This is a genomic window from Bradyrhizobium sp. Bra78, from assembly GCF_024519855.1.
GTDB classification, from domain to species: domain Bacteria; phylum Pseudomonadota; class Alphaproteobacteria; order Rhizobiales; family Xanthobacteraceae; genus Bradyrhizobium; species Bradyrhizobium japonicum_G.
On sequence record NZ_JALJRE010000002.1, the window covers coordinates 593,393 to 607,591 of the forward strand.

The window sequence follows — 14,199 nt, forward strand, 5'->3', positions numbered from 1 at the left end:
GTGAAGAGCAGGATTTCGGCCGCGGCGCTGTCCGCGGGATTGCTGGTCGCCGCTATGACCGGTGTGCGCGCCGAGCCGGTGCTGCAGGGCAAGGATGCCTACGGCGATTGGCAGGCCGACAAGCCCGGCACGGTCAGGTTGATCCGGCCGCAAGATCTGGTCAGGCCCGGTGCCACGCGGTCGGTCGCGAGCTTCTCGCGCGTGGTGCCGCGTCCGTCCGAGGCTGCGCTTGAGGTGCCGGCCGGCTTCAAGATCGAGCTGTTCGCCGAAGGCCTGCGCGCGCCGCGCACTATACGCGTGGCGCCGAACGGCGATGTCTTCGTCGCGGAGACGCGGGGCGGGACCATCCGCGTGCTTCGCGCCGGCGAGGGCGGCAAGGTCGCCAGCAACGAATTGTTCGCCAGTGGCTTGAGGCAGCCGTTCGGCATTGCTTTCTTCCCGAACGGCGACAATCCGCAATGGGTCTATGTCGCCAACACCGACAGCGTCGTCCGCATTCCGTATCAGGCCGGTGACCTCAAGGCGCGCGGCAAGGCCGAAACGATCGTGGCGAGCCTACCGCATGACGGCGGCCATTCCACCCGCGACATCGTCTTCACGCCTGACAACAAGCGCATGCTGGTCTCGGTCGGCTCGCTCAGCAATGTCGCGGAAGGCATTGGCACGCCGCCGGGCGGATTGGAAGCATGGTCGAAAGCGCAGCCGCTCGGCGCGGGCTGGGCCAGCGAGACCGAGCGCGCCACGGTGCTCGCCTTCAATCCCGACGGCAAGGAGCGGAAGATCTATGCCACCGGCATCCGCAATTGCGTCGGACTTGCGGTGCAGCCGCAGACCGGTCTGCCCTGGTGCTCGACCAACGAGCGCGACGGCCTCGGCGACGATCTCGTGCCCGACTATGTGACGAGCGTGAAGGAAGGCGCGTTCTACGGCTGGCCGTGGTTCTATATCGGCGGCAACGAAGACCCGCGCCACGCCGGTGCGCGGCCGGATATCAAGGACAAGGTGACAGTGCCAGATGTGCTGGTGCAGCCGCATTCGGCCTCGCTCGGCATGACCTTCTATCAGGGCACGCAGTTTCCGTCCGAGTACCAGGGCGACGCCTTCGCCGCCGAGCACGGCTCCTGGAACCGTTCGAAGCGCACCGGCTACAAGGTCATCCGCATCCGGATGAAGGACGGCAAGCCGACGGGCGAGTACGAGGATTTCGTCACGGGGTTCGTGGTGAGTGACACCGAGGTGTGGGGGAGGCCGGTGGGCGTTGCGGTAGCGAAGGATGGATCGCTGCTGGTGTCGGAAGATGGCAACGGCACGATCTGGCGGGTGACGCATTAGAGTCGTGCCGCGCGATAGGTGCACCCTCGCCCCTTGTGGGAGAAGGTGCCTTCGCAAAGCGAATCCGGGTGAGGGGTTCTATCCGCGGTCCCTTCGCTTGTTGAATTTGCGGAGCGAGCCACTCATCCGGCGCTTGGCGCCACCTTCTCCCACAAGAGGCGAAGGGAAGCGGCACTGTGCTCACTTCTACCCCCGTCTCACACTCGCCCCGCCATCCACCGGAAGCGTCACACCGGTGATGAAGTTCGCCTCGTCAGACGCCAGGAACAGCGCGGCGTTCGCGACGTCCCAGCCGGTGCCCATCTTCCTGCGCAGCGGCACCTTGCTGTCGCGTTCGGCTTCGACCTCGGCGCGGGTCTTGTGCCATTCGCGGGCGCGGGTATCGACTGCCATCGGGGTATTCATCAAGCCGGGCAGGATGACGTTGGCGCGGATGCCATATTCGGCGTTCTGGTAGGCGAGCTGCTCGGTGAAGGCGATCATCGCCGATTTCGTCGCCTTGTAGGCGACATAAGGATACGTCGTGATCGCCGCCATCGAGGAGATGTTGATGATCGCGCCGCTGTTCTGCGCGCGCATGATCGGGATCACCTCTTTCGCCGCGAAAATGCAGCTCTTGAGGTTGATGGCGACGACGCGGTCGAAAGCTTCCTCGGTGAGTTGCAACAGCTCGGAATCGCCGCCGGACAGGCTGACGCCGACATTGTTGTGCAGCACGTCGATCCGGCCCCAGCGCGTCTGCGCGTCCGCCACCATCGCCTTGATGTCGGCGGATTTCGTGACGTCGGCCTTGAAGGCCGCCGCGGTGCCGTGCTTGGCGGCGATCATGGCGGCAGTTTCCTGCGCCGATTCCAGATGATGATCGACGCAAAGCACCTTGGCGCCCTCGCGCGCAAAGGTGATTGCGGTGGCGCGGCCGTTGCCCATGCCTTCGCCGGGGCTTTGCCCGGCTCCGACCACGATGGCGATCTTGTCGTTCAGGCGCATGTCAGTTCACTCCCGGGATCGGGTACTGCTGAAGTACCTCTTTGTAATATGGCTCGTTGTCGATCTCCATGGTGGCGAGCACGCGCACCACGCCGCAATAGAAAGCGATAGTCAGGACGAGATCGACCATGGGCTCGTCGGAGAGATGCTGCTTGATCTCGGCGAAGGTCGCTTCCGACATCGCGAGCGCGCGGACCATCTCGCGGGCGCCTTTCAGGATCGACCTGGCAAGCGGCTCGAGCTTCGAGGGCTTGCCCTCGGTCTCCGCAATCAGGCCGGCGATGTCCTCGTCGGTGACGCCGAATTCCTTGCCGATCTTCACATGGTGGGTGAACTCGTATTCCGACTTCTCGATCCAGCCGACCTGGAGGATCGCAAGCTCCCGCAGCCGCGGGTCGAGCTTGCTCTTGAAGCGTATATAGCTGCCGATGCCGTTGAAGGCGCGCGCCATCTCCGGCGAGTTGACCAGCAGCTTGTGCAGATTGGTGTTGCGCTTGAGCATGTCGCGATATTCGGGCGCGACCTGGTCGGCCTCGAGATAGGGCAGGCGGGCCATCCCTTTGTTTCCTTCTACTAGTGTTCCTGTGACTCGCGTTCTGGCGCTTGCAGCGTCACGCCGCCGTCGACAACCAGCACCTGGCCGGTGATGTAGCGCGCGAAATTGCTGAGCAGGAACTTGACGGCGTGGCCGACATCCCAGCCGGTGCCTTCGGTTTGCAGAACGGAGGCCTTTGCCCGCTGGGCGCGGGCCTGCTCGCTCATGCCGCGGGCATAGACCATCGGTGTGTACATTGGTCCGGGGCAGATGCAATTGACGCGAATGTTGTCGCGGCCGTGATCGACCGCCATCGCGCGGGTGAGACCGATGATCGCGGCCTTCGACGTCGTGTAGGTCGTGAGCCCGCGCGGCCGCAGCGCCGAGATCGAGGAGATGTTGACGATCGCGCCGCCCTGCGCGGTCTTGATCATGGCGGGGATCGCGTGTTTCGAGAGCAGGAACATGGTCTCCACATTGACCTGCATGACGCGGCGATATTGCTCGGGCGCCTCGTCGACCACGCTGCCACGGCTGCCGATGCCGACATTGTTGTCGAGGAAATCGAGCCGGCCCCAGCGGTCGAGCGCGGCTTCGACCAGCTGCTTGCAATCGCCCTCACTGGTGACGTCGCCGCCATGGGCAGAAGCAGTGCCGCCCTCCGCCGTGATCATCTCGACGGTGCTTTGGGCGAGCTTGGGGTCGCGGTCGCCGACCAGCACCTTGGCGCCGGCGCGGGCCAGCAACATTGCTGCAGCGCGGCCGTTGCCGATGCCGTCGCCCGCGGCGCCACCGCCGCTGATCAGCGCCACCTTGCCGGCGAGGCCGGCATCGTCCTCAGGGCCCTGCATCTCGTTCCATCCCTTTTTTCGTGCAAACTAGCAATGGAGTGCCGAGGTGAGAAGGCCAACTGTCCCGCGCAGATGTCATTGACATCGCACGGAATTGCATGCCGCCCCGCGAGATGACCGGCGGTTGAGCCGCGATGGTCCGGAACCCTCTTCACACAACCGCGTTTGTTGCGCGGGCTTTTCCGCGTTAGGCTCCTCTCGGGGTTTCCCAATCGCCAGTGGCTCGCCGATGAATTTGCTCGACCCACAAGGGCCGGTGGCTGCCGCCAACAGCACCATCCTGGTCGATTCCGTCTTCATCATGCTCGCGATCGTGGTGCCGACCATTTTCGCGATCCTGGCCTTTGCATTCTGGTTTCGCGCCTCGAATCCGAAAGCAAAATTCCAGCCCGACTTCGTCTATTCCGGGCGCGTCGAGATGGTGGTGTGGGCGATCCCCGCGCTCACCGTCATCCTGCTCGGCGGTGTTGCCTGGATCGGCTCGCATCGGCTCGATCCCGCGGCGCCCGTGCCGGGCACCGGCAGCCCGGTGAGGATACAGGCTGTCTCGCTCGACTGGAAATGGCTGTTCATCTATCCGGACCAGCGTATCGCCACGGTCAACACGCTGACGGTGCCGGCCGGCGCGGAGCTGAATTTCCAGCTAACATCGTCGAGCGTGATGAACACGCTCTTCATCCCGCAGCTCGGCAGCATGATCTACACCATGAACGGCATGGTGACGAAGCTCAACCTGCGCGCCGACAATGAGGGCAAGCTGCAAGGCCTGTCGGCGCATTTCTCCGGCGATGGCTTCCCGGACATGATGTTCGACGTCAACGTGATCTCGCCGCTGTCCTTTCCCGACTGGGTCGCGACCACGGCGAAGACCGATGCCGTGCTGAACGAGGACAGCTACAAGAAGCTGATGCAGCAGGGCATCGAAAAGGGCAGGCCGACCTATCGCCTCGACGATCCCCGCCTGTTCGACCTGATCGCGACCCAGCACATTCCGCCTGGGCCGGGGCCGGAGCTCGCATCCGAAGCGGGCCGATCGCACAGTGGAGCCCATGATGCTCGGTAAGCTCGATTGGTCGGCCATTCCGCTCGATCAGCCGATCCCGCTGATCGCGGGCGCGGTGGTGTTGGTCGCCATCCTCGGCGTGCTGGGCTGGGTCGTGGTGAAGGGACATCTGCCCTACCTCTGGCACGAGTGGATCACCAGCGTCGATCACAAGCGCATCGGCGTGATGTATATCCTGCTGGCTTCGGTGATGCTGTTGCGCGGCGGCAGCGACGCCATCATGATGCGGATCCAGCAGGCGGTCGCCTACCAGTCGCAGGGCTATCTGCCGCCCGAGCACTACAATCAGATCTTTTCGGCCCACGGCACCATCATGATCTTCTTCGTGGCGATGCCGTTCGTGATCGGGCTGATGAACCTGATCGTGCCGCTGCAATTGGGCGTGCGCGACGTCGCATTCCCGACGCTGAATTCCGTCGGGTTCTGGCTGACCGCGACCGGCGCACTGCTGGTCAATCTCTCGCTCGTGATCGGCGAGTTCGCGCGCACCGGCTGGCTCGCGTTTCCGCCGCTGTCGGAACTGTCCTACTCGCCGGGCGTCGGCGTCGACTATTACGCCTGGTCGCTCCAGATCTCCGGCGTCGGGACGCTGGTCGCCGGCATCAATCTGGTCACGACGGTGCTGAAGCTGCGCACCAAGGGCATGAACTATCTGCGCATGCCGATGTTCTGCTGGACCACGCTGGCCTCGAATCTGCTGATCGTCGCGGCCTTCCCGATCCTTACCGCCACGCTCGCGATGCTGTTGCTCGACCGTTATCTCGGCTTCCACTTCTTCACCAACGAGGCCGGCGGCAACGTCATGATGTTCATGAACCTGATCTGGGCCTGGGGGCATCCCGAGGTCTACATCCTGGTGCTGCCGGCCTTCGGCATCTTCTCCGAGGTAGTCTCGACCTTCTCCGGCAAGGCGCTGTTCGGCTATCGCTCCATGGTGCTCGCCACCATGGCGATCTGCGTCATCTCCTTCATGGTCTGGCTGCATCATTTCTTCACGATGGGGGCCGGGCCCGACGTCAACGCCATCTTCGGTATCGCCAGCATGATCATCGCGGTGCCGACGGGGGTGAAGATCTACAATTGGCTGTTCACGATGTATGGCGGTCGCATCCGCTTCGCGACGCCGATGCTGTGGGCGGTCGGCTTCATGGTCACCTTCATCATCGGCGGATTGACCGGCGTTCTGGTCGCGGTGCCGCCGGCAGACTTCATGCTCCACAACAGCATGTTCCTGGTGGCGCATTTCCACAACGTCATCATCGGCGGCGTGCTGTTCGGCGCGTTCGCCGGCTTCGAGTACTGGTTTCCGAAGGCATTCGGCTTCCGCCTCGACGAGCGCTGGGGCAAGCTGGCTTTCTGGTTCACCTTCCTCGGCTTCTACGTCACCTTCGTTCCGCTCTATGTCGCCGGCATGCTCGGCATGACGCGGCGCATGCAGCATTACGATGTCGCGGCCTGGCGGCCCTGGATGCTGGTGGCGGCCGCCGGCATGGCCGTGTTGACGATCGGGGTGATCTGCCAGATCATGCAGCTCGTCGTCAGCATCCGCAATCGCGAGGCGCTGCGCGACCGCACCGGCGATCCTTGGGACGGTCGCTCGCTGGAATGGGCGACCTCGTCGCCGCCGCCGGTGTTCAACTTCGCCTTCGATCCCGACGTCCGTGGTGAGGACGCCTATTGGGACATGAAGGCCCATGCCCAGCAGCAATCGCTCGAGCATGATCTGCCCGAGTATCATGATATCGAGATGCCCAGGAACTCGCCGACCGGTTTCGTTTGCGCCTTCTTTGCCACCATCATGGGCTTTGCCCTGATCTGGCACATCTGGTGGATGGTGATCCTGGGCGGTATCGGCGCGGTCGCGACCTTCGTGGTGTTCGCCTGGCGCGACCATGACGAATACGTCATTCCGGCCGGGGAGGTCGCAGCGATAGACCGCGTCAATATCGAGGAGCGGCGCAACCTCGTCAGCATGGCGGGGGCGGTCTGATGTCGATGACCGCGACCGCCGGCCGTGCGCACGCCGATCCCCATCACATCGGCGTCGTCATCGAGCATCCGGGGCCGGCGCCGAAGCGCATCGTCACCGCCTATGGCTTCTGGGTCTTCCTGCTCTCCGACATCGTGATGTTCTCCTGCTTCTTCGCGGCCTATGCGGTGCTGGTCGACCAGACCGCCGGCGGCCCCAGGGGCTCGGAGATTTTCGAGCAGAGAAATGTCGCGATCGAGACGGTCTGCCTGCTGTTGTCGAGCTTCACCTGCGGCATGGCCGGTATCGCGGCCGACGTCCGCAACCGCTTCTGGTTCTACCTCGGCATGGCCGTGACGTGTTTGCTCGGCCTGATCTTCCTGGTCATAGAGTTCCGCGAATTCGCCGATCTCGTCGCACGTGGCTATGGTCCGTCGCGCAGCGCCTTCCTGACCGCGTTCTTCTCGCTGGTCGGCTGCCATGGCCTGCATGTCTCGGCCGGCGTCTTGTGGCTGCTCACCATGATGGCCCAGGTGTTCGCAAAAGGCTTTCGCGCCGACATATTGCGGCGGATGATGTGCTTTGCGCTGTTCTGGCACGCGCTCGACATCATCTGGGTCGGCGTTTTCTCCGTCGTCTATTTGCTTGGGAGCGGCGTATGAGCGATCAGACGCATATGCAGGCCGAACATGACCTCGCACCGGGCGATGAGGAGCAACACGGCGTTGGGGCCAGGATCCTCGGTTACGTCGTCGGCCTTGCGCTTGCGCTGCTGCTCACGGCGACGTCGTTCTTCATCGCCGGCACCGATCTGGTCTGGCAGCCCTCGATCCCCGTCGCGCTGATCGTGCTGGCGATCGCGCAGATGGGCGTGCATCTGGTGTTCTTCCTGCACATCACCACGGGTCCGGACAACACCAACAATGTGCTGGCGCTCGCCTTCGGGCTGATGGTCGTGTTTCTGGTGGTCGGTGGAACCGTCTGGATCATGGCGCACCTCAACCAGAACATGCCGCCGATGGACCAGATCATGCAAATGCGCCGATAGCGGCGTACGAAAAAGAAGAGCCGCTTGTTGTGACAAGCGGCCCAAGTCTAGGGAGGAAACGCCCGAGCAAAGACAACCCGATGAGGATCGTCTGCCAAGGAAGCACTCGCGCAAAGCGCGTGCGCACGTTGATAAGTGCAGCAACTCGCGACGGAGTTCAATTCCGGATCAATACTGTCTCCGGCTACCACTCACGGCTGCGTGATCGCCTTGTTCACTTTGGCCGGCGGCAATTATACGCCTTGCGGAAGCCGGCGGCCTGGGCGTCGTCCTCGGAACAGAACCAGCGGTCCGGCTTGGTGGTCGCGGGGTAGCTCGGACAGCCCCGCAGATGATAGATGCCGATATTGCCGGTGACGCGTGCGCGCACCGCGAGCTTGCCCTTGATGCTGCAGCTCGGCGGCATCGTCAGGTCCTCCGGGAACAGCACCGCGCGGATTTCCTTGTCGCGGTCGGCGCGGCAGGCAGCACCCAGGAGCGTGCCGTCCTTTTTGCCGGTGCGGAATTCTTGCGGTGCAACAAAGCAGCCCTTCCAGATCCCGGCGGAGGCCGATCTGGCGTCGGTCGCGGCCGGCTTGACGTTGGCCTTGATCGGCTCACGCGCCACGGCAAAGCCGAGCTTGACCAGCTGCTCGTTCAAGCTGGTCTTGTCGCCCTCGGCCGTGCAGATCGCGCGGTGCCGCTTGCCGAAGCTCTTTTCCGGCCCGACATCATCGCAACGCACGGATCGCTTGTCGATCAGTTTGGCGAGCTGGTCGCGGGCCTCGATGCCGCAGGTCCAGGAATCGGCATGATCGTCGATGCAGACCTGGTCCAGCTCGGGCGCGTCGACGCCGTCGAGGCGGTAGGTGACGTCGCCGAGCTGGATGGCGTTGCCGTCGCGGACTGTCGCGGCGGCGGTCAGCGCGGAGGCGGGGCCGGAGGTGCCCAGAAATCCGGACAGAGCGAGACAGAAAACGAGCGCGAAAGCGCGGGCGGCGGCAAATGAATTCTCGCTGGACATACGGTCTCGCTATCGATTGCTCTTTCGCCTTGTTCCTAGCATCCGGATGTGGCGATACCAATGGTCTGCGCCCTGCGAAGTGCGACATTCCGGCCTCGCGGCTTTACTCAGCCGTAGCTCTGATCCTATCGTTCGCCGGCCTTGCAGGACCGTGCAGGCCGAATCGCCCGGAAAGCGGCGAGGGCGGGAGGAAAAATTTGCGATGAAAGACCCCGTGGACGTCCTGATCATCGGCGCCGGCGCTTCAGGCGCGGCGATGGCGTGGTCGCTGGCCGAGACCAAGATGCACATTCTTTGCCTGGAGCAGGGCGGCTGGATGAACCCGGCGGAATATCCCAGCACGGGCCGGGACTGGGAGGCCAAGTTCTATGGCGAGTGGTCGTCGAGCCCAAACGTCCGCGGCCGGCCCGAGGACTACCCGATCAACGACGACAATTCGCCGATCAAGGTCGTCAACTACAACGCGGTCGGTGGCTCGACGGTGATGTACACCGCGCATTGGCCGCGGCTGCATCCCTCCGATTTCAAGGTCAAGACGCTCGACGGCGTCGCCGACGACTGGCCGATCGACTATGACGCGCTGACGCCGTTCTTCGAGGAGAACGACCGCATGATGGGCACGTCAGGCCTGTCGGGCGACCCGCTCTCGCCGCTGACGCATCCGCCGATGCCGCAACAGCCGCTTGGATTGTCCGGCGCGATCATCGGCAAGGCCATGAACAAGCTCGGCTGGCACTGGTGGCCGTCGGATACGACGGTCGCGACCATGGACTATGATGGCCGGGCGCGCTGCATCAATCTCGGCCATTGCACGCCGGCCTGCGCGCAAGGCGCCAAATCCTCCACCGACATCACCTATTGGCCGCACGCGGTCCGCGCCGGCGTCGAGCTGCGCACCCATTGCCGGGTGCGCGAGATCACCACCGACGAGAACGGCATGGCCTCGGGCGTGGTCTACTACGATAATGACGGCGTCGAGCAGTTCCAGCCGGCGCATGTCGTCATCATCGCCTGCAACGGCGTCGGCACGCCGCGGCTGCTGCTGAACTCGGCATCCAGCCGCTTTCCGAACGGTCTTGCCAATTCGTCCGGCCTGGTCGGCAAGAACCTGATGTTCCATCCCTATGCGCAGATCTACGGCTATGTGAAGGAGCCGACCGACAGTAACCGCGCGCCGCCGACCTGCCTGTGGAGCAAGGAGTGGTACGACACGGATCTCTCGCGTGGCTTCGTGCGCGGCTACGGCGTGCAGTTCGTGCGCGGTGCCGGCCCGGTGTTCGAAGCCGTCGTCAGCGAGCAGAAGGGCATTCTGCCCTGGGGCGCCGATCATCACCGCGTATTCCGCAAGCTCAATGGCCATCGGCTCGGGTTTTCCGCGATCTGCGAGGACCTGCCGGAGGAGCACAACCAGGTCACGCTCGATCCGGTGTTGAAGGACAGCCACGGCATTCCCGCGCCGAAGATCGACTACACCATCAGCGAGAACAGCCGGAAGATGATGGACCATGCGCTGGCGCGCGGCCGGGAAATTCTCGAGACGGCAGGGGCGACCGACATCTGCGTCAATTCACCGATCCCCTGGGGCGGCTGGCATCTGCTCGGCACCGCGCGGATGGGCACCGATCCGGAGCGCTCCGTCGTCAACGAATGGGGCCGCACGCATGACGTGAAAAATCTCTTCATCATCGACGGCAGCATCTTCGTCACCTCGGGCGGCGTCAACCCGACCTCCACCATCCAGGCCCTCGCGCTCTACATCGCCGACCAGATGAAGCAGCGCCTCGCAAACCTGTTCGATTGATTGTGATGTGGATCGAAGCGAGCCGCGACTTCGCTGCACCTCTCCCGCTTGCGGGAGAGGTCGGCGTGAAGCGCCGGGTGAGGGCTCTCTCCTCTGGGAGAATCTCCTTGCGAAGGCACCATCTCCCCGACCCTCCCCCGCAGGCGGGGGAGGGAGTACACCTTCGATGCGGCGCGAATTTTGGAAGAGGACACAATGCCTGATCAACTCTCCCTCTCTTCGCGGCAACGCGACGACCTCCGCACCATCGCCGCGATGATCGTTCCCGCCAGCGACGAGTACAAGGTGCCCGGCGCCGACGATCCGGCGATCCAGGCCGACATGCTGGCGACGCTCGGCCGCGACACCGGATTGGTGACGGCGGCGCTGGACCATCTGGCGCGGCTCGCGGACCAGCCGCTCGCTGAGCTCGATGCCGAGAGGCGCGATGCGGTGGCGCAGGAGTTTCGCAAGCACGGCGGTGCGGCTGCCGCAACTCTCGTGCGGGTGGTGCTGCAATGCTATTACCGGGACGACCGGGTGCTGCGCTCGCTTGGGCTGGAGCTGCGCGCGCCGTTCCCCAAGGGCTATGTGCTTCCGGACGGTGACTGGTCGCTGCTCGATCCGGTCAAGGCCAAAGCCGGCACCCTGCGACGGGCGCCCTAACCAACAGTCCAGGCTTGCGCCCCAGGCGGGTCACTTGCGCGAGAGGAGATAGGCCACCATCTGTGTGAGCCTCAAGGACTCTTGCCATGCTGGATTTCACCTCGGATATCGTCGATGACGCCTCGTCATCGCGAACGACAGCGTCTGCCCCGATCGACGACCGGGCCCTGCTGGACGCCTATTCCAATGCCGTGATCGACGTGACCGACCGCGTCGGCCCTGCGGTCGTGCGGGTCGAGACCGGGCCAAAGGTCCCGAACGGCCGCGAGCGCGGCGGGCTCGGCTCCGGCATCGTGATCTCGCCGGACGGGCTCGTCCTCACCAACAGCCATGTGGTCGGCTCTTCCAAGGAGATCCGGCTGCGCGATGTCGAGGGTCATGTCGGCGACGCCCGGGTGCTGGGCGTCGACCCTGACACGGACCTTGCACTGCTGCGTGCCAGCGGCGTGCGCGACTTGCCCTATGCCGCGCTCGGCAACTCCCAGAGCCTGAAGCGCGGCCAGCTCGTGATCGCGATCGGCAATCCGCTCGGCTTCGAATCGACCGTGACCGCCGGCGTGGTTTCGGCGCTCGGGCGCTCGATCCGCTCGGTCAGCGGACGTACCATCGAGGACGTGATCCAGACCGATGCCGCACTCAACCCGGGCAATTCCGGCGGTCCGCTGGTATCGTCGAATGCCGAGGTGATCGGCATCAACACTGCCATCATCAATGGCGCGCAAGGCATCTGTTTCGCGGTCGCCAGCAACACGGCGCAATTCGTGCTGTCGGAGATCATCCGCCACGGCTACGTACGCCGCGCCCATATCGGCGTCGCCGGGCAGACCGCGCCGATCCCGCGGCGGCACGCGGTGCTGGCCGGTGTCGAGAACAAGATGGGCGCGCTGCTCGCGCAGATCGAGCCGGGCGGGCCGGCGGCGAAGGCGGGCCTGTTGCCCGGTGACGTCGTCATCAAGCTCGATGGTGCCGAGATCAACGGCGTCGATGACCTGATCCGCGTGCTCGATCGCGACCGGATCGGCCGGCGGCTGGTCATGGACGTGCTGCGGCTCGGCCGCCTGCGGGCGGTCGATATCGACCCGATCGAGCGAAAGCCGGCGCGCTAGTATTGGTGCCACCGGGCGAGGTATGACGGTGTCATGCCTCGCCCCTGGAAACTGGCCGCATGATGCCGGCGCAAGAGACTTATGACGTCATTGTGGTCGGCGCCGGTGCGGGCGGCATGACGGCCGCAGCGGTCGCCGCCGCCGAAGGCTTGCGTGTGCTGGTGATCGAGAAGACCGCGTTCGTCGGCGGCACCACCGCGTGGTCCGGCGGCATGGTCTGGATTCCCGCCAATCCCAAAATGAAAGAGGTCGGGCTTTCCGACAGCGTCACGGACGCCGTCCAGTATCTTTCGAGCACGGTCCCCGAGCCCGCCAATGCCGGCTTGCGCGCCGCCTTCCTTGCGCGCGGGCCGGAGGCGGTGGCCTATCTCGAAGCCAACACGGACGTCCGCCTCCAGCCTGTGAAGGCCTATCCGGACTATTATCCGGAGCGGCTGGGCGCGATGCCAGGCGGGCGTGTGCTGGAGCCGGTCGCCTTCGACGGCACGCGGCTGGGTGCAGGTTTTGCGCGGCTGCGCGCACCGCTGCCGGAGTTCACGCTGTTCGGCGGGATGATGGTCAATCGTCTCGACATCCCGCATTTGCGCCGGGTCGGAAAGTCGCTGCGTTCGACCCTGCGCGCGGCGCGGCTGGTCTCCGAATACGCGTTGCAACGGCTGCGAAGCCCGCGCGGCACGACGCTGCATCTCGGCAACGCGCTCGCTGCGCGGCTCTATGCTTCGCTATTGGCGCGGCAGGTCGAGGTGCTCTTCAGTGCGGATGTCGCGGACATATCGATGCAGGGCGATCGCGTCAGCGGCGTAGTCATCCGACATGGCTCGCGTGACCGCCTGATTGCCGCGCGTCGCGGGGTGGTGCTCGCGACCGGCGGCTTTTCTCATGATGCCGTCCTGCGCAAGCGGTTCTTTCCGTCTGCGGCGGGCTTGGTCTCGGCGACGAACACGGCCGGAACCGGCGACGGGATTCGGCTCGCGGCGGCCGCCGGCGCCGCGCTCAACACGGATGCGACCAGCCCGGCCTATTGGGTGCCGGCCTCGCTGTTCCGGCGTCCCGATGGCAGCCGTGGCATCTTCCCGCATACCGTGACGGACCGCGCCAAGCCCGGCGTGATCGCGGTCAATGCCGCGGGCCGCCGCTTCGTCAACGAGGCGCTGTCTTACCACGAGTTCGTGCTCGCGATGCTCCGCGACGGCAATGGCGAGCCGGACCGGCCGTTCTACCTGATCTGCGATCGCCAATTCCTGTGGGCATATGGCCTCGGCCGTATCAAGCCTTTAACGCGTGGTGTCCGGCGCTATGTGGCAAGCCGTGAGTTGATCGAGGCGCCCGACATCGCGCAGCTCGCAGAGAAGATCGGCGTCAAGCCGTCCACGCTCTCGGCGACGGTCGCAAGTTACAACATCGGTGCGAAGGAGGGCCGCGATCCCGAATTCGGCCGTGGCAGCACGATCTACCAGCGCCATCTCGGCGATGCTGCACACAGGCCGAATCCTTGCGTCGCGCCGATCCTCCGCGCGCCGTTCTTTGCCATGCGCATCTATCCGGCGGACCTCGGCACCGCGATCGGCATGAAGGTGGATGCGCAAGGACGCGTGCTGCGCGAGGACGGTACGCGGGTCGCGGGGCTCTATGCCTGCGGCAACGACATGGGCTCGATCATGAACGGCAATTATCCGGGGCCGGGGATCACGCTCGGGCCGGCGCTGACGTTCGGGTACATTGCGGGGCGGCATCTGGCGGAGGGGACGACCACAGCGTCGAGTGCAGCGAGGGCATCTGTCGAGTTGTAGTCTCCACGATCACGGTCATTGCGAGCGTAGCGAAGCAATCCAGACTGTCTCAGCGGAAAGATTCTGGAT

At 64.7% G+C, this 14,199-nt stretch carries 13 protein-coding genes; 9 read left to right on the plus strand and 4 right to left on the minus strand.

Annotated features, from left to right (window positions below):
- The gene (locus OC450_RS06810; RefSeq protein WP_211382591.1) at positions 1 to 1,332 is read left to right on the plus strand and encodes a PQQ-dependent sugar dehydrogenase; all 1,332 of its coding nucleotides are present in this window, start codon (positions 1 to 3) and stop codon (positions 1,330 to 1,332) included.
- Positions 1,333 to 1,518: 186 nt separating this feature from the next.
- Here OC450_RS06810 and OC450_RS06815 read toward each other — a convergent pair whose 3' ends face one another.
- The 3 genes from OC450_RS06815 to OC450_RS06825 are packed head-to-tail and all read right to left on the minus strand — an operon-like array spanning position 1,519 to position 3,705.
- Positions 1,519 to 2,319 (minus strand): SDR family NAD(P)-dependent oxidoreductase, encoded by an 801-nt coding sequence (locus OC450_RS06815; RefSeq protein WP_211382592.1) that lies wholly within the window; start codon positions 2,317 to 2,319, stop codon positions 1,519 to 1,521.
- Position 2,320: 1 nt separating this feature from the next.
- The gene (locus OC450_RS06820) at positions 2,321 to 2,875 is read right to left on the minus strand and encodes a carboxymuconolactone decarboxylase family protein (RefSeq protein WP_262047512.1); all 555 of its coding nucleotides are present in this window, start codon (positions 2,873 to 2,875) and stop codon (positions 2,321 to 2,323) included.
- A 17-nt stretch (positions 2,876 to 2,892) separates the two neighbouring features.
- The gene (locus OC450_RS06825; RefSeq protein WP_262047513.1) at positions 2,893 to 3,705 is read right to left on the minus strand and encodes an SDR family NAD(P)-dependent oxidoreductase; all 813 of its coding nucleotides are present in this window, start codon (positions 3,703 to 3,705) and stop codon (positions 2,893 to 2,895) included.
- A gap of 229 nt (positions 3,706 to 3,934) precedes the next feature.
- On the opposite strand from OC450_RS06825, the gene OC450_RS06830 reads away from it, so the two are divergent.
- The 4 genes from OC450_RS06830 to cyoD are packed head-to-tail and all read left to right on the plus strand — an operon-like array spanning position 3,935 to position 7,785.
- Positions 3,935 to 4,768, plus strand: a complete 834-nt coding sequence (locus OC450_RS06830) for a cytochrome ubiquinol oxidase subunit II (protein ID WP_211382595.1) — start codon at positions 3,935 to 3,937, stop codon at positions 4,766 to 4,768.
- Positions 4,758 to 6,758 carry a cytochrome o ubiquinol oxidase subunit I gene (cyoB, locus tag OC450_RS06835; RefSeq protein ID WP_211383520.1) on the plus strand — a complete coding sequence of 667 codons (2,001 nt, stop codon included), beginning with the start codon at positions 4,758 to 4,760 and terminating at the stop codon, positions 6,756 to 6,758. Before OC450_RS06830 ends, cyoB begins: the two co-directional genes overlap by 11 nt.
- Entirely contained in the window at positions 6,758 to 7,399 is a 642-nt protein-coding gene (locus tag OC450_RS06840) for a cytochrome (ubi)quinol oxidase subunit III (RefSeq protein ID WP_211382596.1), read from the plus strand. The genes cyoB and OC450_RS06840 overlap by 1 nt, the downstream gene beginning before the upstream one ends.
- The gene (cyoD, locus tag OC450_RS06845) at positions 7,396 to 7,785 is read left to right on the plus strand and encodes a cytochrome o ubiquinol oxidase subunit IV (RefSeq protein ID WP_211382597.1); all 390 of its coding nucleotides are present in this window, start codon (positions 7,396 to 7,398) and stop codon (positions 7,783 to 7,785) included. The genes OC450_RS06840 and cyoD overlap by 4 nt, the downstream gene beginning before the upstream one ends.
- A 214-nt stretch (positions 7,786 to 7,999) precedes the next feature.
- On the opposite strand, the gene OC450_RS06850 is transcribed toward cyoD, so the two are convergent.
- Positions 8,000 to 8,788 (minus strand): thermonuclease family protein, encoded by a 789-nt coding sequence (locus tag OC450_RS06850; protein WP_262047514.1) that lies wholly within the window; start codon positions 8,786 to 8,788, stop codon positions 8,000 to 8,002.
- A 202-nt stretch (positions 8,789 to 8,990) separates the two neighbouring features.
- Here OC450_RS06850 and OC450_RS06855 point away from each other — a divergent pair, with 202 nt between their 5' ends.
- From OC450_RS06855 to OC450_RS06870, 4 genes are all read left to right on the plus strand, one after another.
- Positions 8,991 to 10,589 carry a GMC family oxidoreductase gene (locus OC450_RS06855; protein WP_211382599.1) on the plus strand — a complete coding sequence of 533 codons (1,599 nt, stop codon included), beginning with the start codon at positions 8,991 to 8,993 and terminating at the stop codon, positions 10,587 to 10,589.
- 195 nt (positions 10,590 to 10,784) lie between these two features.
- The gene (locus OC450_RS06860; RefSeq protein WP_262047515.1) at positions 10,785 to 11,234 is read left to right on the plus strand and encodes a hypothetical protein; all 450 of its coding nucleotides are present in this window, start codon (positions 10,785 to 10,787) and stop codon (positions 11,232 to 11,234) included.
- An 86-nt stretch (positions 11,235 to 11,320) separates the two neighbouring features.
- A complete protein-coding gene (locus OC450_RS06865) occupies positions 11,321 to 12,340 on the plus strand; it encodes a S1C family serine protease (RefSeq protein ID WP_211382601.1) in 1,020 nt (339 codons plus the stop codon).
- Between the two features lie 59 nt (positions 12,341 to 12,399).
- The gene (locus OC450_RS06870) at positions 12,400 to 14,130 is read left to right on the plus strand and encodes an FAD-dependent oxidoreductase (RefSeq protein WP_211382602.1); all 1,731 of its coding nucleotides are present in this window, start codon (positions 12,400 to 12,402) and stop codon (positions 14,128 to 14,130) included.
- Positions 14,131 to 14,199 lie beyond the last annotated feature (69 nt).

What these genes read in the sequence shown, in the direction of transcription:
- OC450_RS06820 (WP_262047512.1), bottom strand. Translation starts at nt 2,875, where the DNA reads ATGGCCCGCCTGCCCTATCTCGAGGCCGACCAGGTCGCGCCCGAATAT.
- cyoB (WP_211383520.1), top strand. Translation starts at nt 4,758, where the DNA reads ATGCTCGGTAAGCTCGATTGGTCGGCCATTCCGCTCGATCAGCCGATC.
- OC450_RS06850 (WP_262047514.1), bottom strand. Translation starts at nt 8,788, where the DNA reads ATGTCCAGCGAGAATTCATTTGCCGCCGCCCGCGCTTTCGCGCTCGTT.
- OC450_RS06855 (WP_211382599.1), top strand. Translation starts at nt 8,991, where the DNA reads ATGAAAGACCCCGTGGACGTCCTGATCATCGGCGCCGGCGCTTCAGGC.
- cyoD (WP_211382597.1), top strand. Translation starts at nt 7,396, where the DNA reads ATGAGCGATCAGACGCATATGCAGGCCGAACATGACCTCGCACCGGGC.
- OC450_RS06830 (WP_211382595.1), top strand. Translation starts at nt 3,935, where the DNA reads ATGAATTTGCTCGACCCACAAGGGCCGGTGGCTGCCGCCAACAGCACC.
- OC450_RS06870 (WP_211382602.1), top strand. Translation starts at nt 12,400, where the DNA reads ATGATGCCGGCGCAAGAGACTTATGACGTCATTGTGGTCGGCGCCGGT.
- OC450_RS06860 (WP_262047515.1), top strand. Translation starts at nt 10,785, where the DNA reads ATGCCTGATCAACTCTCCCTCTCTTCGCGGCAACGCGACGACCTCCGC.
- OC450_RS06815 (WP_211382592.1), bottom strand. Translation starts at nt 2,319, where the DNA reads ATGCGCCTGAACGACAAGATCGCCATCGTGGTCGGAGCCGGGCAAAGC.
- OC450_RS06825 (WP_262047513.1), bottom strand. Translation starts at nt 3,705, where the DNA reads ATGCAGGGCCCTGAGGACGATGCCGGCCTCGCCGGCAAGGTGGCGCTG.
- OC450_RS06840 (WP_211382596.1), top strand. Translation starts at nt 6,758, where the DNA reads ATGTCGATGACCGCGACCGCCGGCCGTGCGCACGCCGATCCCCATCAC.
- OC450_RS06865 (WP_211382601.1), top strand. Translation starts at nt 11,321, where the DNA reads ATGCTGGATTTCACCTCGGATATCGTCGATGACGCCTCGTCATCGCGA.